This is a genomic window from Brevibacillus panacihumi W25 (assembly GCF_000503775.1).
GTDB lineage: Bacteria > Bacillota > Bacilli > Brevibacillales > Brevibacillaceae > Brevibacillus > Brevibacillus panacihumi_A.
Window position 1 is genome coordinate 719,218 of the sequence record NZ_KI629785.1, and the last position, 18,586, is coordinate 737,803.

The 18,586-nt window shown below is 50.2% G+C and carries 20 protein-coding genes; 6 read left to right on the forward strand and 14 right to left on the reverse strand.

Annotated features, from left to right (window positions below):
• Positions 1 to 23: 23 nt before the first annotated feature.
• From T458_RS44420 to T458_RS44455, 8 genes are all read right to left on the reverse strand, one after another.
• Positions 24 to 869: a citryl-CoA lyase gene (locus T458_RS44420; protein ID WP_023557551.1), complete on the reverse strand. Its 846-nt coding sequence runs from the start codon at positions 867 to 869 to the stop codon at positions 24 to 26.
• Positions 870 to 982: 113 nt separating this feature from the next.
• On the reverse strand, positions 983 to 1,873 hold the full coding sequence (locus T458_RS44425) for a LysR family transcriptional regulator (protein ID WP_023557552.1): 891 nt from the start codon (positions 1,871 to 1,873) through the stop codon (positions 983 to 985).
• 15 nt (positions 1,874 to 1,888) lie between these two features.
• A complete protein-coding gene (locus T458_RS44430; RefSeq protein ID WP_023557553.1) occupies positions 1,889 to 2,920 on the reverse strand; it encodes a LacI family DNA-binding transcriptional regulator in 1,032 nt (343 codons plus the stop codon).
• Between the two features lie 173 nt (positions 2,921 to 3,093).
• A complete protein-coding gene (locus tag T458_RS44435; protein ID WP_023557554.1) occupies positions 3,094 to 3,483 on the reverse strand; it encodes a VOC family protein in 390 nt (129 codons plus the stop codon).
• Between the two features lie 49 nt (positions 3,484 to 3,532).
• Positions 3,533 to 4,468 (reverse strand): ketopantoate reductase family protein, encoded by a 936-nt coding sequence (locus T458_RS44440; RefSeq protein WP_023557555.1) that lies wholly within the window; start codon positions 4,466 to 4,468, stop codon positions 3,533 to 3,535.
• A gap of 37 nt (positions 4,469 to 4,505) precedes the next feature.
• Positions 4,506 to 5,546, reverse strand: coding sequence for a Bug family tripartite tricarboxylate transporter substrate binding protein (locus T458_RS44445; RefSeq protein WP_023557556.1), 1,041 nt, complete (start codon positions 5,544 to 5,546; stop codon positions 4,506 to 4,508).
• A 27-nt stretch (positions 5,547 to 5,573) separates the two neighbouring features.
• Positions 5,574 to 6,002: a MaoC family dehydratase gene (locus T458_RS44450; protein WP_023557557.1), complete on the reverse strand. Its 429-nt coding sequence runs from the start codon at positions 6,000 to 6,002 to the stop codon at positions 5,574 to 5,576.
• Positions 6,003 to 6,027: 25 nt separating this feature from the next.
• Positions 6,028 to 7,617 carry an acyl CoA:acetate/3-ketoacid CoA transferase gene (locus T458_RS44455; protein ID WP_023557558.1) on the reverse strand — a complete coding sequence of 530 codons (1,590 nt, stop codon included), beginning with the start codon at positions 7,615 to 7,617 and terminating at the stop codon, positions 6,028 to 6,030.
• Positions 7,618 to 7,941: 324 nt separating this feature from the next.
• Here T458_RS44455 and T458_RS44460 point away from each other — a divergent pair, with 324 nt between their 5' ends.
• Positions 7,942 to 8,517, forward strand: coding sequence for a shikimate kinase (locus T458_RS44460; protein ID WP_023557560.1), 576 nt, complete (start codon positions 7,942 to 7,944; stop codon positions 8,515 to 8,517).
• 124 nt (positions 8,518 to 8,641) lie between these two features.
• Here T458_RS44460 and T458_RS44465 read toward each other — a convergent pair whose 3' ends face one another.
• The 5 genes from T458_RS44465 to T458_RS44485 form a co-directional block, all read right to left on the reverse strand.
• Positions 8,642 to 9,694 carry a LacI family DNA-binding transcriptional regulator gene (locus tag T458_RS44465; protein ID WP_023557561.1) on the reverse strand — a complete coding sequence of 351 codons (1,053 nt, stop codon included), beginning with the start codon at positions 9,692 to 9,694 and terminating at the stop codon, positions 8,642 to 8,644.
• Positions 9,695 to 9,761: 67 nt separating this feature from the next.
• Positions 9,762 to 11,039, reverse strand: a complete 1,278-nt coding sequence (locus T458_RS44470) for a TRAP transporter large permease (RefSeq protein WP_023557562.1) — start codon at positions 11,037 to 11,039, stop codon at positions 9,762 to 9,764.
• Complete coding sequence (locus T458_RS44475) at positions 11,040 to 11,600, reverse strand: TRAP transporter small permease (RefSeq protein ID WP_023557563.1); 561 nt, start codon at positions 11,598 to 11,600, stop codon at positions 11,040 to 11,042.
• A gap of 37 nt (positions 11,601 to 11,637) precedes the next feature.
• Positions 11,638 to 12,672 carry a DctP family TRAP transporter solute-binding subunit gene (locus T458_RS44480; RefSeq protein ID WP_023557564.1) on the reverse strand — a complete coding sequence of 345 codons (1,035 nt, stop codon included), beginning with the start codon at positions 12,670 to 12,672 and terminating at the stop codon, positions 11,638 to 11,640.
• Between the two features lie 138 nt (positions 12,673 to 12,810).
• Complete coding sequence (locus T458_RS44485) at positions 12,811 to 13,806, reverse strand: zinc-dependent alcohol dehydrogenase (RefSeq protein WP_023557565.1); 996 nt, start codon at positions 13,804 to 13,806, stop codon at positions 12,811 to 12,813.
• 289 nt (positions 13,807 to 14,095) lie between these two features.
• Between T458_RS44485 and T458_RS44490 the strand changes: the two genes are divergently transcribed.
• From T458_RS44490 to T458_RS44510, 5 genes are all read left to right on the forward strand, one after another.
• On the forward strand, positions 14,096 to 15,448 hold the full coding sequence (locus T458_RS44490; protein ID WP_051410082.1) for a hypothetical protein: 1,353 nt from the start codon (positions 14,096 to 14,098) through the stop codon (positions 15,446 to 15,448).
• A 154-nt stretch (positions 15,449 to 15,602) separates the two neighbouring features.
• Positions 15,603 to 15,833: a hypothetical protein gene (locus tag T458_RS44495; RefSeq protein ID WP_023557567.1), complete on the forward strand. Its 231-nt coding sequence runs from the start codon at positions 15,603 to 15,605 to the stop codon at positions 15,831 to 15,833.
• Between the two features lie 32 nt (positions 15,834 to 15,865).
• The gene (locus T458_RS44500) at positions 15,866 to 16,516 is read left to right on the forward strand and encodes an HAD family hydrolase (RefSeq protein WP_023557568.1); all 651 of its coding nucleotides are present in this window, start codon (positions 15,866 to 15,868) and stop codon (positions 16,514 to 16,516) included.
• Between the two features lie 35 nt (positions 16,517 to 16,551).
• On the forward strand, positions 16,552 to 17,046 hold the full coding sequence (locus T458_RS44505; protein ID WP_144083862.1) for a nuclear transport factor 2 family protein: 495 nt from the start codon (positions 16,552 to 16,554) through the stop codon (positions 17,044 to 17,046).
• A gap of 61 nt (positions 17,047 to 17,107) precedes the next feature.
• Positions 17,108 to 17,827 carry an alpha/beta hydrolase gene (locus tag T458_RS44510; RefSeq protein WP_023557570.1) on the forward strand — a complete coding sequence of 240 codons (720 nt, stop codon included), beginning with the start codon at positions 17,108 to 17,110 and terminating at the stop codon, positions 17,825 to 17,827.
• A gap of 456 nt (positions 17,828 to 18,283) precedes the next feature.
• Here T458_RS44510 and T458_RS44515 read toward each other — a convergent pair whose 3' ends face one another.
• Entirely contained in the window at positions 18,284 to 18,568 is a 285-nt protein-coding gene (locus T458_RS44515) for a hypothetical protein (RefSeq protein ID WP_023557572.1), read from the reverse strand.
• Positions 18,569 to 18,586: the final 18 nt, after the last annotated feature.

The following is an 18,586-nucleotide window of genomic DNA, read 5'->3' on the forward strand; positions in this document are numbered from 1 at the left end:
TATCACCTGGAGTGTTCAGGGCTTTATTTTTCTTCCTGTGGCAGATGTCTGAGTGCCGGACCGGAATAACCGACCAGATCGTCGCGATTCGGGCAAGGCCCTTTGATCAGCAAGCCATTTTGCAACTCTTCCAGCGCATGGGCTACGATACCCATCCCGCGGGACAGTGCAAAAATTCCTTTCGCCGATTCTGCCGGTATGCCCAGCTCACATTGAATCGCGGCAGCTACCCCGTCAACGTTCATGGTCATTTTTCTATTTTTGCGCGCTTCCAGCTGACTCCTGAACGTTTCCGCAATTTTCAGGTATTTTCCCGAAATTTCACCTTCTTCGACCAGAGCCTCTGCAAGCGCGTACAATCTTCTGATGCGCGGATCGTCATCATGCAATTGGTGACCGATGCCGCCCAGCTTCTCTTTCTTCTGTTCGAGAAGATCCAGCTCTTCCGCGATGACTTCATCGAATCCCAGATCAGGCTCGGCTTCAAGTCGTGCATTTGTTTTGTAGAACAAGGCCATGGCCTTCTCCGCTGCTCCTCCGTGAATGTCGCCCAGCACATTGATGCCGGTAGCTACACAGGAGTTGAACGAAATCCCGCAAGTCGCTGCCATGCGAGCTGCTGCAATCGAGGGAGCTCTCGGTCCGTGATCGGCACCGGCTACTAAAACGCTTTCAAGTAACCGCGCTTTTTTCTCACTCAAGACCTCTCCACAAAGGAGGAGGTACAGCATTTGGCTATACGACAGGGTGCCAATCAATTCTTCGATCGGATAACCACGGATGATAATTTCATTCTTTTTGATTTGGCTAATGGAGGTATCCCACCAGACAGCTCCATCCTTATAGGCACTCAATGCACTCCTGCTCATCGGTCTCTCCACCTCTCTTTGCTCTCATGAAATCTCTTGCTCACAGTATAGCTGTTACTTTGCTAGGAATAAAATGAATAAAACTCATGGTATCCATGAGTTTTAGGAATTGGTTATTTGGTTATGCCGTGACTTTGCTTGAGAAACCTCTTGAATTGGACGACTGCCGGGGACATGTAGCGATCATTGCGCCAGACCATCTGAATCACGCGTTTGCATACTGGCTTGGTAACGGTCAGAATCGAAATTTTCTCCATGTCCAGCCCCGGAATATACGGAATCAGCGCTACGCCGAAGTTGGCAGCCACAAACCCCGCGATCGTCTCATCCCCGACGCCTTCAAACGTGACGTTCGGCTTGAAGCCCGCTTCCTGGCAAAGCCTTTCGATCACTTCGCGAATGCCGCTCTCATGCTTGTAGGAGACGAATGGCTCATCCGCCACTTCCTGCAGTTCAATTTTTGTCCGTGCAGCAAATCGATGCTCCTTCGGCACGATCAGATAGAGCGGTTCGTCGATCGCCACGACCGATTCGATATACTTGTTCTTCATCTGCTCATTGGGTGAGCACAGACCCAGATCGATTTCGCCAGCCTCCAGCAGATTCATGATTTTGCGGGTCGAGTCCTGGGTCAACTGAAACTGGATGCCGGGGTATTTTTCGCGAAAAACACTGATCAGATCGGGGACGAAGCTTGATCCCAAGGTATGGATAAAGGCAAGGGAGATCGTGCCTTGATATGGATTGTCCAAATCCCTGATCTCTTGTTTGGCCTGGTTGATCTCCTGAATGACCCGGTTCACATATGGCAACAGAATTTCTCCATATTGATTCAGCGTCACGCCCCTTACTTTGCGATCAAACAGGGGAACGCCCAGCTCCTCTTCCAGCTTGGCAATGGAGCGGCTGAGTGCCGATTGGGTCAATGCGAGCTCATCCGCTGCCTTGGTAAAATTCTGATGCTTGGCCAATGCCTGAAAATACTCAAGCTGCTGCCATTCCATGTATCGCTACCTCCTCTACCCGATCTCGTATGCACTGGAATCACGGACTACGATTTGCGGTTGCAGTATGATACGCTGTGACTTCATATCCAGCCCTTCTATTCGTTTATGGAGAAGGTCTGCCGCATACGTACCGATCAACTGCGGAGACGAAGAAACGGTCGTCAGGCTGGGAATAGAGGTTGCCGCCTCTTTAATATCGTCAAAGCCGACAACCGCAATGTCCTTGCCCGGGTTCAGCCCCGCCTCCTTCAGTCCTACCATCGCACCAAAAGCAATGACATCGTTATAGCAGAAGATGGCAGTCGGCGGTTCGGGATGACGCAGGATTTCCCTTACCGCTTCCAGCCCTCCCTCTCTCGTCATGGTACTGCCGATCATCAACGATTCGTCTACTTCCAGTCCGGCTTCTTCAAAAGCTTCACGGTACCCGGCCTCTCTGTCCTTCCATGAATGAGCTTCCATCGGGCCTCCCAGCAAGGCGATGCGACGATGCCCTTTTGCGATGAGATGCTCCACAGCGATTTTGGCTCCCGGTCTAAAATCAACACCGACGTAATCCGTATCTGTTCCCGAGATCTCCTTGCCGACCAGAATAACCGGAATGCCCAAATTCACCATCTTGTTGATCGTTTCGATCGAACTCTTCGTAGCAGGGCAGAGGATGACGCCGCCCACCCGGTATTCCATCATCGTAGAAAGCAGGCTGTCCTGCTTCTTACCCGATTCGGAAGTCGTTCCGAGCAGGACCGTGTAGCCGTGCTTGTCCAGCTCCTGATGAACCCCGTCCAGGAGTTCGGAAAAATACGGATTGGCAATTTCCGTTATAATCATCCCCACGGTCGACGAGCTTTGGCTGCGCAGGTTCGCTGCGACGCGGTCATATACATACCCCAGTTCGTTCATGGATGCGAGGACTCTTTTTTGGGTAGCTTCAGAAATATTCTGACACTTGTTTCTGACTATCAAGGAGGCAGTAGTCTTCGATACACCTGCGTGATCTGCTACCTGCTGCAGCGTCACACGCGTTCTTTTTTTCTGTTTCACGATTGGGTACCACCTCGTAATCCATATAGAAAACATATTTTTATCCTAAACTAAAAAAAACGGCAAGTAAAGGAACGGGCAGTCCTGTGCCGCTTCGTGCCTACCCTGCCTTCCTTGAAAGCAAAAAAGGCTGTACCCAAAGATCACTTCGGAAGACAGCCTTTACGCAACTATCAGTTTCTGTAACTTACTTCCACATCCAACAGCTTGTCGATGGCGCCTGGTTTCGCCTGAATGAACTCCAGAACCAGCCCGTCCGGCAATAACACCCAATTTTTTCCTCTCGGTAGAGAAGTGCAGCCCCAGGCGTACACCTCTTCCAACGCCTGTTCCAGATCCTCTGTCATGATGGCGATGTGACCCAACCGCCCCTGACCGCCGGAAAAATCACTATCTGCGATCAATTGCAGTCCACCCAGCAGCCAAGCCTGTTTTGGCTCCTCTCTTGTCCCATCAACATTGACGAGCGGCAAGCCCAATGCCTCCTGAAAAAAGCGGATATGCCAGTGGATATCCTGCACATAAAAGGCGACATGTTCTACATACGATTTTTTTGGATACACCAAAAGCTCTCCCCTCTAGGGATCTTTCCCGTAATAATAGCCAGTCTGATCACGAGCGGCCTTGCCCCAGCCCGTATTCGATTCCCTTCACGCAGGCCATCAACACACTGTTGACCGGCGTCGGTACACCCCACTTCGCTCCCCAGCGCACGACGGAGCCATTGATAAAATCGATTTCGGTCGGCATTCCGCTTTCGATACTCTGCAGCATGGAAGGCTTGAAATCATCCGGCAACCCCTCGGCGGCTTTGATCCAGGCTTGCTCTGGGGCTTGGATCGATAGCTCTACCCCTGCTGCATGCGCCACAGCGATCCCTTCTGCTACCGCTGAAAGTGCGCAATTCCGCAATTCGGGGACGCTGTACAATCCGCCGTACGGCAGCCTAGTAATGCCGCACAAGGCGCCGGTGGCTACGTTGATCAGCAGTTTGTCCCACATGATCCCCATGATATTGTCGCTGACCGTCGTCGCCAAGCCGGACTGATTGAATACATCGGCTACGCGCTTGACCCTCTCGGTTACCTGACCGTCCAGCTCGCCAATATAAGTGTGTTTGCCTTTCGTGCCAGCACTGACTTGTCCAGGATCGAGCATGACCCCGCCAACGTATGTCCGCCCGACCAGCACATGCTCCTTCCCTACTGCCTCTGCGATCATTTCTTCGTTGCCAAGTCCGTTCTGCAAAGACATCACCATGGTATGCTCCCCGATCATCGGGCGAGCCATCTCGATCGCTTCTTTCGTGTGGTAAGATTTCACCAACACAATCACCAGGTCGACCGTCCCAATCGACGAACAGTCTGTCGTTGCCCGCACCCGGACATTACGCCTATGGGTGCCTTCATGCAGGGTCAGTCCTTCCCCGTTCATGATGCGGACATATTCCGCAGATCGCCGAATCAGATACACTTCTGATCCCGCTTCGGTCAAGACACCACCGATGACGCTGCCCAATGCCCCTGATCCCAGGATCGCTATTTTCACCTTGCTCCCCCCACAGACTGCTTTCGATACTACTTGCTTATTCTTTTCTCTTGATTCCGAGTTCTTCTGGATGGACTTTTGCCACTCCCGCATCTTGCAGCAACCATGCAGTCGTCGATTGCCAGTCCTTCCAGAACTTCACCGCTTCTTCACCGGACAACCCCAACGAGACAGCTCCTCTTTGCTTTAAAAATTCCTGAAATTCCGGCTCTTGCTGTGCTTTCGCAAAGTCGGCAACCAGTCTGCGCTTAATCTCGTCAGGGGTATCGGCTTTGACCCAGACGCCGTAAAAAGGACCCCACGGCAAAAACTTCTTAATGTCTGGAACCGATTCCAAAATTGCCGGCACGTCTTTGGCCTGTTCGACACGCTCTTCGCTTATGACTGCGAGGATTCGCACTTTTCCAGCTTTCATGTTTTCCAACGCTGCCGTCAATCCGGTCACCGTCACATCGACGTGACCGCCGAGTACCGCCGTCAAGGCAGGTCCGCCGCCTTCAAAAGGAACCATGTTAAACTCCACATTCGTTGCTGCGCTCAGCATGGTACTGACGATGAAGTCCATGGTCGCCTGTCCAGTCGAACCCATTTTGACCTTTCCTGGATTCGCCAACGCTTCCTGAATCAGATCATCGATCGTATGATAAGGAGACTCTGTCGAGACAATAATTGCCGGTACGGCACTCGCCATGATGTTGATCGGGTAAAAGTCTGCAAAATCCGTTTTGGAAATGCCCAGCACACCGTAGCTCGCTGCATTTTCAGCCGTGAAGAGCAGATGGTAGCCGTCCGGCTTTTTATCTGCGACATACTGCAAACCAATCGCCCCATTGGCACCTGTTTTATTGCTCAGAACGATGGACTGCCCCAAATTCTTCTCAGCCAACGGCACAATCGCACGTGTGATCGTGTCAGTATCGCCGCCAGCCCCCCAAGGGATCACACCCGTTATTGTTTGCCTTGGGTAGTCATCCACTGCGGATTGTCCGGCGGATGTACTGGCTGATGATCCGCATCCAGCGGTCAACATCATAGCAGAAACGATCAGAAAAGTGAATGTTTTGCGAAAACGGAACATATCACAGCCTCCTTTACGAATAGATTGCTAGGCTGGGAAAAATTTCAAAATATGCTCTGCATAGGTGCAGATCTCGTCGTTTTGGTTAAACACTTCCACCTTGGCTCTCGTTCGCAAATTCTCTTCATCTACCTCGATAATCGTGTACTTGGCTGTAAGGGTGTCTCCGAAAAAGACTGGCTTGATAAAACGCAGTCGGTCATACCCGTAGGAGACGCTCGGGAGGCTTGCTTTTGCCTGCACCTGGATCAGGGTCGAAGCCGTGGAACCGATCGCGAGGGAGATAATGCCGTGAGCAATCCGTGTTTTGTACTTCGTTGTTTTCATAAACTCTTCGTCGGTGTGCATTTGGCTGTAATCTCCGGTGATGTCGGCGAATTGATACACCTCTGTCTCTGTGATGGTTTTGGAAAAAGAGCAGGTGTCCCCTACTTGAAAAGGCAATACGTTACTCATGTTCATTCCTCCTCGGATTTTTCGTTTATTTCGTTTTGTTTATCCACTCTTTGCGAATCCCCATCGGCTGCGGCAGGAACAGGCGGCGGTCCATTTCTTTGAGATCATCCGCAATCTGCGGTCGAAAGCCCATGTGACGAATGATATCCTGCTCTACGTCCAGTCCCGGCGCGATCTCACAAAGCTCCAAGCCGGTTGGCGTCAGACGAAAGACAGCGCGTTCTGTAATATAGATGACCTCCTGTCCGCGATGAAGGGCATCCTTGCCGTTAAATGTGATCTCCGACACTTGTGGAACCAGCTTCTGAAAGCGTCCCTCCTGGGCGATTCGCAGGCCGCCGTTTTCAATCGCCGTTTGTAACCCCCCAGCTGTCAAGGTACCGCTGAAAATCACTTTTTTGGTGTTCTGGCTGATATTGATAACCCCGCCTGTCCCCATGATTTTGCCGTTGAACTTATGGACGTTCACATTTCCCGATTGATCTGCTTCGGCAAAACTCAAAAAGCAGACATCCAGCCCTCCACCATCGTAAAAGTCAAACTGTGCCGGCATATCCAGTACTGCCTGCATATTGACACTCGCTCCGAAATAGATGCCTTGGGCACTAACCCCGCCGATCGGCCCCGTCTCCACCGTCAATGTCATCTCTTCGCTCACGCCTTCTTCGCGAGCTACCATTCCGATGCCGTCCGAGATCCCCACTCCGACATTTCCGACATCCCCTGGTTTCACTTCATGAAGGGCACGACGAGCGATTACTTTGCGCTCGTTAAGCGGAAGCGGGATGACCTCTCCCGTCTCCATGACATAGTCCCCGGAAAAAAATCGATTGACCGAACCGGCGTACAACTGCGGCTGATCATGGTCGACGACGACCGCATCCACGAGATAGCCCGGAATTTTGATTGACTTCGGATGCAGCGTGCGCGACTTGACCAGACGTTGGACCTGCGCGATGACGATTCCCCCGTTGTTGTGGGCGGCTTGCGCCATTGCCAGCGCATCCAGGTAAGCAATCTCATCCTCCATGCTGATATACCCTTCGGTGTCGGCAGTCGTCCCCCGGATAATCGCGACGTCCGGCCGCACAGCGGGATAGAACAGCCATTCTTGATCATCGATTTTCATAAGCCGTATGAGTTCCTCTTGTGTCCGCTCGTTTAACCTTCCGCCCTTTTGCCTCGGGTCTACAAAGGTTCCCAGACCGACATGGCTGAGAATCCCCGGATGTCCCGCTGCTGCTGCCCGCAACACCTGGCTCATCACACCCTGGGGAAAATTATAGGCTTCGACTTCATTTCGTTCCGCCATTTCAGCCAGTCGCGGCGATTGTCCCCAATGACCGCCGATAATGCGCTTGACCATTCCAGGCTGAGCCAGTGGGGACATCCCCCGATCTGCACGATCTCCCAGGCCTGTCGAATGCCAGTACGTGAGATCGCGCGGTTCCTGAGTGTCCCGGAAACGGCGGGCAAGAGCATCGATCACCTGTGTCGGCTCCAGCAAACCGCCACCGGCGCCACAAAAAGTGACAGTCGCTCCCGAAGGAATCCACTTGACCGCTTCATCAGCGCTAACGACTAAAACCGCATTCCCAGTTCGTAATGGTTTCATAGAGATGTCACTCCCATTCGCATTTGACTCGTGATGCAAAAAACCTGTTTTGATAATTAGTGTATCGGTTTAGTATCTCGATATAGTATATCGATACAACGGATTATAATAGAGCCCTTTTCGCCATGTCAATCTATTATTAATTTTTAGAAAATTATTCTCGCCAACTCTTTCTGCAAGGGTATTTCTCTCACCCAGCTTTAGGAATGTAAATCAGTAAAGCAATTACGTCATTTTGAATTGACACAAACCGCTTTTTCGCTTCATAATGGACGTTATAAAGTTCGCCAGTGAGCTACAAGAATAAGGAAAGAGAGTAAAAAAATGACTGAAAATATAGATATATCGATTCGCGAGAAAAACATTGCCTTCATCGGTTTCATGGGTGCTGGCAAAACCACCATCGGCCAGCTTGTCGCCAAAAAGCTGTACCGGGATTTTATCGACATCGACGAGGAGATCGAACGCATTCACCAGATGCCGATCTCCCAAATCTTCAAGGAAATGGGAGAGGCAAGCTTCCGCAAGATGGAACGCGAGCTGATCGTCTCCCTTTGCAAAAATACCCGTGTCAAGATCCTGTCTCTTGGCGGTGGGGCGTATCTTCAGGAAGAAGTGCGCAAGGCTTGCCTGGCCAACTGCCTCGTCTTTTTCCTCGATCTGTCCTGGGAGTCCTGGAAAGAACGGATTCCGCTGATCATCGACAGCCGGCCAATCCTGCAAAACAAGTCTCTGGATGAAATCGAGGAGCTGTTCCTGAACAGACGGTCCGCCTACAATATCCATCATTCCCGGATTACGACCAGCGAGCTGGACGCCGAGTCCGTAGCCGATCAGATCGTCGAGTCATTGAAGCTGGCGTGGGACATTTACGAGCCGAATCGCAGTATATTTGATTAATGAAAACATAGGAACCGTACCTGCTTCTATTGAGGTGGAGAGGAAACAGAAAAACAAAGAAGTCTTCAGCCCCAATGACAAAATGGTTCTGAAGACTTTTTTTGTACCAATTTTGATTCTTTTTTCAGAAAGCTGAACCAGCCGACCCGGCGGCGCATGACTCGCGCACCACGAGCTGTGGCTTCAAAATAATCCTCTGAGGACCCTCGTCCATTCCGCGAATACGCTGATGCAACAAATCTGCGGCATGCGCCCCGACCAGCTCAGGGGTGGCCGCAATCGTCGTCAGACTAGGGTTGTAAATGGCTGCCTCTTTAATATTGTCAAAGCCCACGATGGCCAAATCCTTGCCGGGAGTCAATCCCGCTTCTTTCAAGCCGTGCATGACGCCAAACGAGACGACGTCGTTGTAGCAAAATGCCGCAGTCGGCGGATTCGGGCTGTTGAGCACCTTGCGCAAGGCCTCTACCCCGCCTTGCACCGTAGCATGCCCCTCGACCCACAGAGATTGGTCCACCGCAAGACCCGCCTCTTCATGTGCGAGCAGATAGCCGCGATACCGGTCTTTCCAAGCCGTAGACTCCGATGGCCCCCCCAGAAAAGCAATCCGGCGATGCCCCAACCGGATGAGGTGATCCACGGCCAGTTTTCCTCCCCCGACGTTGTCGATTCCCACGTAATCACAGTTTGATCCAGGAATGTCTTTTGCGACCAGCACGACAGGGATGTCCCATTTTCGCAGACGCTCAATGGTTTCCATCGTGCTTTTGGAGACTGGACTCAGGATCACCCCACCGACTCGGTATTCCAGCATGGTGGACAAGAGCGTGTCTTGCTTGTCCTTCAAGTCAAAGGTGGTTCCGAGAATAACCGTATAGCCATCCTTATCTAGCGACTGATGGACACCGACCAGCAATTCGGAAAAGAACGGGTTGTCGATCTCGGTAATGAGCAACCCGACTGTTGACGAGTGCTGGGACCGCAGATTAGCGGCGACACGATCATAGACATAGCCTAATTCCCGCATCGACTCCAGTACTTTCTTGCGGGTAGCCTCGGAAATGTTGGTGCTGCCGCGCACGATCAAGGAAGCGGTAGCGCGTGAGACTCCGGCGTGTTCTGCTACCTGTTGAAGCGTAACGCGGCGTCTTTTTTCCCGTTTCTCGATTGGAATCACCTGCTTGCCGCATGTAGTCAATGAACATCAATATTTTACCATGGTCTCAACTAGTTTGAAATGGCGACTACATGATCCACTTCAGCGGCACCAGCACGATGGACGGGAACAGAATCAGCAACAAAAGGATAAGCACTTCCACGAGTAAAAACGGCCAAATTCCTTTCATGATGTCTTCGAGTCCGATTTTGCCCACACCACATGCTACGTTCAGAACTGTACCCACTGGAGGCGTCAGCAGTCCAATGCAGTTGTTGAGGACGAAAATGACTCCGAAATAGACAGGGTCAATGCCCGCTGCTGTGACAATCGGCATCAGTACAGGCGTCAGGATGAGAATCGTCGGAGTCGAATCCATGGCTGTCCCCACCAGCAAGACCAAGGCATTGATAGCTAGCAGCAGGAGCAGCGGATGCTCGATCAACGGTGCGAGCAAATGGTTCATCAGATCAGGAATGTTGGCTACTGTGATCAACCAAGCTGTCACCATCGCTGCCGCTACCAGGAACATGACGGTGCTTGTCGTCTTGGCTGCGGCGACCAGCACTTTGTAGAGCTGACCTAGTTTCAACTCGCGGTAGATAAACAGTCCCACGATCAGGGCATAAAATGCCGCCACGACCGCTGCTTCCGTCGGCGTGAAAATTCCGCCGCGCAGTCCGGCAATGATGATGACCGGCAGCATCAAAGCCCAAATCGCCTGGCGACCTGCTTGCCAAATTTCTCGTGGCGTTTTGCGCGGGAATACTTTGACATCGTCTTTTCGGACGACCAGCCACCACGTAACCATCAGCCCGATCCCGATCAACAGGCCGGGGACGATCCCTGCCATAAACAGTTTGGTAATCGAGACACCGCTTGTAACCCCAAATATAATGAAGGGGATGCTCGGCGGAATGATCGGAGCGATGATCCCGCCCGCAGCGATCAGACCTGTCGAGCGGTTGCGGTCATACCCTGCCTTGATCATCATCGGAATCAAGATCGCTCCGAGGGCAGCCGTATCCGCTACAGCCGAACCGGACAAACCCGCAAACAAGACGCTGGCGAGAATAGCCACATAGCCCAATCCGCCGCGGATATGCCCGAAGATTGACATGGCGAAGTTGATAATCCGGCTGGAGATCCCTCCGGCATTCATCAATTCCCCTGCCAAAATGAAGAACGGCACTGCCATCATGGGGAAGCTGTTGGCTCCATTGATCAAGTTTTGTGCAATGATTTGGCTGTCAAACAGCCCCAGAAAAATCATCAGCGCGACTCCGCTGACGAGCAGTGCCAGAGCGATCGGCATGCCCAAGGCCATGACGGCAAGCAGCGAACCGGCGAATACAACCAGTGTCATCTACCGGTTCCCTCCCGTCACAGACTGATTTTGATCTAATGAATCACGCATGATCTCTTCTTCGGACTCCTTGGTCCTCATCAGCTCATGCAATCGATCCCGTCGAAACAAAGCGATATATAAATGATGGAGTACGATCATTCCCATTCCTACACTCATGACGATGCCGATTCCATAGATATACGACATCGGGAGACCCGTAGCTGGCGCATGGGCATTGGTGCTGATCAGGGTCGATTTCCAACTGCCGTCGAGGACAAGCCACAGCACGTACAAAACAATGAGGTTGCTGATGACGTAGACGACTCTTTTCGCCTGCAATGGCAGCTTTTTTATAAACATATCGACCCCGAGATGGCTATTGTCCTTGAGTGCCCCGATGGCCCCGAGGAACGTCAGCCAGACGAAGAAAAAACGGGACATTTCCTCGGACCAAGTGATACCGGAGTCGAAGGCATAGCGCAGTACTACATTGCCGAAAACGAGAATCGCCATACTGGCCAGACAAATCGCCATCAGTACATCCGTGAATTTGGAAAACAGGGAGAAAAGTTTCGCCATAGATGCCCCTCCTCGAGAAGAAAATGAAACTCCGCCACTATTTGTTTGCTTCTCTCAGTTTGTTGACCAGGTCTTCTCCCAGTTTGGCAGCGTATTTATCATAGATCGGCTTCATGGCCTCGAAGAAGCGCTGCTTTTCTTCCGCCGTCAGTTCAGTGACAGTCATGCCGTTATTCGCCAGGTACTCCTCTGCCTGCTTGGTCTCTTCCTGATTCAATTGACGTTGGTAGGTTTTCGCCTCGTCGGCTGCCTTCTTGACCCACTCTTTTTCCTGATCCGTGAGAGAATCCCAGAATTTCTTGCTCAGCAAAAACGGACTTGCATTGTACACATGGCCTGTTTTGGTATAGTATTTTTGTACCTCGTAGAATTTGGAGGAGGTGACATTCCCGGCCGGGTTCTCTTGTCCGTCCACGACGTTTTGCTCCAATGCAGTAAACAGCTCCGTGAAAGCCATTGGTGTAGGAGCAGCACCCATTTCCTTCCACATATCGATATGCAGCTCATTTTCTAGTGTCCGAATCTTCAGTCCTTTGATGTCGTCGACTGTTTTGACTTCCCGCTTGTTATTGGTCAGGTTGCGGAAACCATTTTCCCAGTAGTTCAAGCCAATTACGCCTACGGCAGGCAATTCATCCAGCAGTTCTTTTCCAATCGGTCCGTCCAAAATCTCGTACGCTGTCTTTTCATCCTTGAACAGGAACGGCAGGTCGAGTGCAGTAAAGCGTTCGACGTCGACTGCAATCGGTCCGCTCGACATGGTAGAGCCCTGGATCGTGCCCACCTTCATCGCGTCAAATACAGCGCGGTCCCCGCCCAGCTTTCCGTCTGCATACACTTCCACCTTGAAAGCCCCTGCGGATTCCTTTTCAAGAATTTCGCCAAACTTGATCAAACCTTTGGTCAATGATCTGTCCTGGGCCGTCACGACTGCCAGCTTGACAACCTTGGTCTCGGCTTTTTGTTCACCGCTGCCGCTGCCGCTAGTACCTTGCGGAGCTGCAGATTGTGACGAACATCCTGCGAGTGCAAGCATGCAGGTCAACACGGAGAAAATAACAAACTTTTTCATGAAACATCCACCTCATTCGCTTTTTTTATTTTGCTTTGCTTTACCCACCTGAATCTTCAGCGCCTCTTCTTTTCCTTTTGCCGATCCCCCCTTGTCTGCAAACGTCGCTCTCCCATCATTCCTGCCTGTCTGCCAGTTTCACGCCTCGTTGAAGGACAGAATGATTTTTCCATAATTTCCTGTTAAAGCGTTTTCAAATGCTTGCTGAAAAGATGTGAACGGCATGATGCTGGAGACTATTGCATCGACGCAAAAATGCGGGTCACGCAAATATTCAATCGTTTGCAGGTAATCGGAAGGGAAGTTATAAATAATCGTGCCGTACAGGGTCAGTTCATTGCGTACCACATACGCCACCGGGAGGATCGCCTCTGGCGCCAAACCGATGACAACCATCGAACCGCCTGGACGGACGAGCTGTATGCCATTCTCCACGGAACTGCTGGTGCCTCCGGCTTCGATCACCACGTCAAAGCGCTTGGATTCAAGAGCCAAATCCTCCGGCAATACTGCGCGGATGTCCCCGATTTGCTTCACCAACTCCAGCTTGTGCGGGTTGATATCGACAGCGGTGACCCGTGCTCCCAGATGATGCGCCAATGCCGCTGCCAGCATGCCTTCATTGCCGCAGCCAATAATGCAGACGCTCGTCTCCTTCGTAATTTTCACCTTCTTGAAAGCATGCACGACGACTGCAAACGGCTCGATCAGCACCGCTTTTTCGTTCGGCAGATCATCTGGGAGCGGCAGCACGTATTTGGATGAAATCAGAAACTCCTGCGAAAAACCGCCGTCCATATTGACACCGAGCGATTTCTTGCGCTCACATATATTGGTGTCTCCATTCCGGCAGTAGCTGCACTCCCCGCAAAACGTATTGGGCAGAATGACAACCCTTGCCCCCATCTCGACAGATGAGTCCGGCCCCGCATGGATGACCGTGCCTACCAATTCATGACCCGGTCGCAGAGGATAGGTAGCGTGCTTGAGCTTTCCGAGATAGACGCCGACATCGGAGCCGCAGATCCCGCCGTAGATGACACGGATTTTCACCTCATCCCCCACCGGATCGGCGAGAGGCTCCATTTCTCTTACTTTCATTTCTTTTGGTTTCTGTAAAAACAACTCCAACACCTGATCCCACCACCATGTTGTTATTCACTTTTTATTAGATCGATCTAATAATACTGAAAAAATATATGCTCGCCCCATGATATGAGCTGCACGAACATACTCGCAGTCTATATTGACTTTAGTGGATCGATCTAATAAAATAGAGAAATTATTTGTGCTGATCCTGACTTTCTTGTGTAGTTTCCATGCACTAGATCGATCTAGTTGCATTATATTCTCCACATGAAAGCGGTGTCAATATAATTTTCAGAAAACACCTATTGTTTCGTCTATGAAAGGAAGTCATGTAATGCGGGTCTTCTTGTATACTACCTTGATACTCTTGTACATGCTGTCGCAATTCATCCCTCATTTGTTCCTAAGCTACACAATCGGCGTCATAGCAGTCATCACCTGCTTGATTTCGGCCTTTCATGCAAGGGGTTTGCATCGCGTCACAGGCTTTGTTTTTCTTGTGCTCGGGATCTTTCTTTTTATCTACAACGACCTGGAGTGGCACACGTTCTTCCTGCAATTTCAATCGATGCTGGGGCTTCTGTCGCTTTTTGTCGTCCTGCCCTTTATTAATTCGCTCATTCGGATCGGTCGTTATGACAAGAGCTTGAGCCAGCTTTTGCAGGATCGGGTGACACGCTTGACCAGTCTGTACAAACGCAGCTTTCTGGTCTGCCATTTTCTCGGGGTGTTCCTGAATATGGCGGCGTTGCCTCTGCTGATCCAATCGGTCAAGCCATCCCTTCATACGATGTCTAGGGATGACATCAACCAGTTTTTCACGAAAAATCTGCTGCGCCCCTACGCCCTGTGCCTGACGTGGAGCCCCATGGAAGTCATCGTAAGCAGATCGATCGATATTACGCAAGCGCAGTACTATATGATTCTTCCCATCGTTCTGGGGATCGCTGCGATCGCGACGGGTGTGGACTTTGTCCTGTCCGGCCGCCGCTACAAAGAGATCCCGGTGTCCATGCCCCAGACGCGGGAAGTCGATCTGAAAAAGGTCATTAAAAAAGTGGCACAGATGCTGGGCATGCTCTTTCTGTTCATTGTACTGGTTACGATTACGCAGCAAATCCTGGGGCAAGGCTTTCTCTTCTCTGTCGTCCTGCTGCTGGTTCCGTTTTCTATCTTCTGGGCAGCATGCCTGAAGAAAACGAAAATCTTTCTGTCCGCGACAATCCCGCATTGGAAGGTGCGCGTCGATGGATTGGCCAATTACTTTTTCATGTTTTTGAGTGCCGGATTGTTCGTGGGGGTTTTGGCAATCTCCGGGATGCTGTCGTTTTTGGAGCCGCTCTTCCAGTACGCAGCCGAGACGCCAGTCTTTCTCTATCTCTTTATCGGGGCTTATTTTTTGGTAACGGCGTTCATCGGATTTCATCCCTTGATTTCTCAAACCTTCTTGGCCGAGTTTCTCGTTCCGATCCTGCCGCAGGTGGCAACCTTGCCTCTCGCTGTCGTCCTTGTGACATGCGGCCTATCCACCATCATGTACAGCCCGTTCAACCTGTCTGTCTCGCTTTTATCCAGCGAGCTGAAAATCAACCCGTTCCGCATGGCGGGCTGGAACGTCGGGTACGGTGTGGTGTATATCCTGATCAGCATTGTCGTAGCGTTAGGTTTGGAGTGGGCGTTTTATTAAAAATCGATCCCCTTTTGGTAGACAATACTGTTTATCTAAAGGGGATATTTTCGTACTGTTTACTAGACCGTGCCAGCTTTCTTTTGGTTACCTGGTGGTTGGTCCTTTGCGCAAAGGAACGAATTGGTTACTATGGTAAGAAGGAGGTGCAGAAATGACGCGATTGATCCTTGGATTTGCCGTGACCTATCTCATCATCAGTCTGCCGGATATTTTCGGTTTTACCTTCGCTATTCAATGGGTGCCGGGAGTTTCTCCTGTTCAGAAAGCCTGGACCTATTTCACATCTGGCTTGGCAGAAAATGCATTGGGTAAATTGGTTATCGCAACAATCTCTGCCCTTCTTTTGCGATTCTGCTCACGGCTATTTCGCAGGCTTGCTTGAGAGAAGCTCTATAGGGAAAAGAGGAGATACATATGCCTAACATGATAAAAAAACGGAAAGCCATTATTTTTGATATGGATAATACGCTCTTGCAATCCCGTATTGATTTTCCGGGGATGAAGACAGCAGTCTTTCAACTGCTGGTGAAGCATCAGATGATCCATCCAGATCTTGATTACACCAAACATTCCGCCTCGCAGCTCATCGATCTCGGACGCAATTCGGGCCGGATTACCGAAGAAATAGAAGCCTCTATCTGGGACACGATTGTCGCTTACGAAACAGAAGGAATGATCGGCGCCGCTTTGGAGGAGGGGGCAAAGGACGTTCTCGATGCGCTTAGACATCACTATACGTTGACCATCTTGACTAATAATGCGCGCTCTGCTGCTTTACAGGCGCTTAAGGATACGGGCATCATTCCCTTTTTTGATTTGATCGCCGGGCGAGAACAAATGACGGAATTAAAGCCTTCTCCCTCCGGCATTCACTATATTTTAGACAAGTACCCAAACATTCAGGCGGAAGAGTGGATCATGGTGGGAGATTCCTGGATCGATGGCAAAGCGGCACAAGACGGCGGAATCGGATTCATTGCCTACCAAAGCGAGCCAGAGGAAATGAAGAGTCACGGAGTCACTCCCCTCGCGTACGTCCAGCGATTGGAGGAACTGCTAGATTGATAACGAAAAACAAATATCCACTGCGGGGGGATGAGATGAGAAAGGGAATCGGGATTATCTTGGCTTGCAGTCTCATGTTCGTTACAGCCTGTTCTCAAACGGAGCATGTTTCACAACTGGATCTGGAAAACAAGATTGAAACTCTCACCCAACAAATGGAAAAGCTGAACACAGAAATAGAAGGGTTTCATCAGGAAAAAGAGAACTTCGCAGTAATCAGCAACGTGGCGAGGGAGTTTGTTCGTGCATCTACATCAGGCGACGAAGAGAAGCTTCGAACCATATTATCGGAGGATATCGTTCTGGAACGAGAAGGAAACAAGATAACTGCCATCATCGATGGGGTTGAATGGTTATTGTTCTCTGAGGAACGGGTGTTTCACTTCGATGATTGGGTAATCCAAGGGTATCATTATAACAGTGATGAGAACACCTATGAGATGTTTATTAGAGAATTTTATACAGACTCCAATCAAGAGCTAGTCAGTCCCCCAACCTTTTTACATGTAACCTTTAAAAAAAATCGATGAAGAGTGGAAAGTTGTCAACCTGGCCTTTGACGTCTAAAGCATGTACGGAAGGAGATCTGCCATGAACCTGCGCGTACACGATGTCCCCGTTGTTCTGCTTCACAGTCCACTTGTGGGCCCCTTTACTTGGCGCCCTGTAGCTGAGTACATAAGGAATATGGGTACGGAGGTGTTCATACCCACGCTTCGCAATCACGACACCTCACCCTGTTACTGGAAAGATCATGCTTGGTCCGTGTCGGAAGCGCTTCGGACAATACCTCCTCATTCCAAAATCGTCCTGGCTGGTCATAGCGGTGCTGGTTCCTTGCTTCCCTCTGTAAGGGAAAGTCTCGATCACAAGATCATTGGCTATATATTTGTAGATGCCATCATTCCCAGGCACAATTGCAGCCGTCTCGATCAATTCTCTACTCCCGCAGAGGCAAAAGCGTTTCGCAGTGCAGCACAAGATGGAAAGTTGCCTGTATGGAAAGAAGAGCATGTCCAAGACTTCATTTCGGATCCGTCCATACGCCGACAGTTCGTCCGTGAATTAGCACCAATGCCGCTCGCCGTGTATGAAGAGAAAATACCCGTCCCTGCGTACTGGCCAGATGCCCCTTGTGCTTTCCTGCACTTCTCTTGCTCTGACACCTATCTGCCATTCCGAAAAGAAGCAGAAGAAAATGGTTGGCTTACGGCCTCTATTCCGGGCCGTCACTTTCACATGCTGGAGGACCCCGAAACGGTTGGAAACACATTGCTTGATCTGATGGAACGCCTTCTGGATCACCAGTAAGACGACTGATCTTTCTGATGGTCAAGCATTTCCCAAAAATACCCTATCTTCCCTTTTTGTGATATAATTCCAAAAAAGGTATAGTAGGTGGTTTTTTGACAACGTTAGTTAGATCCTTCATCTTTTCACTCATTGTAAATCTCCTGATTTTTTGGGCTTATTATACATGGGACTTGTATCGATCTAACCAGGAATATGTAGAGTTTCTAAAAATCATTCAGCAGCATCTTCGTGAAAATCAAGGGGGACAGCTTGGAATTGTTTACTGGTCTTCCCCTACCTACACTTCCATCCTCTGGTACGGATTGGTGACCGTTCCTTTCTTTATGGGTGTGTATGTTTTATATAAGAAGAGGTTTTCAACAGAGTGACGATCGGAAGCAAAAAACCCCTTTGATTGCCAAAGGGGTTTCTCACTGCCTCAAGGTGGTTACCCCGAGATTCCTTCCTGTCATCCTATTCATCTTTGAAAGTAAAATTGTATTTTTTGTTGATCTGTTTCGCGATTGTATCCAAGAATGAATATACTGTCATATTTTCTACCTTGCTTGTATACCAAGCGAGTTTTGCTCCATTTTCCACCCCATTGTATTCTACTTTTAACGGCATGTATGTTTTATTTGTGTAGGTATAATCAAACTCGATGTATAGTTCATTTCCCTCCGGACTTTCGAGAAAGACCGAATACTTCGGATTTTTATATTCAGGCTGGAATTTTACTCTCTTTATTTTTGTTTTCATAGCTTCCCCCTTTTTCAT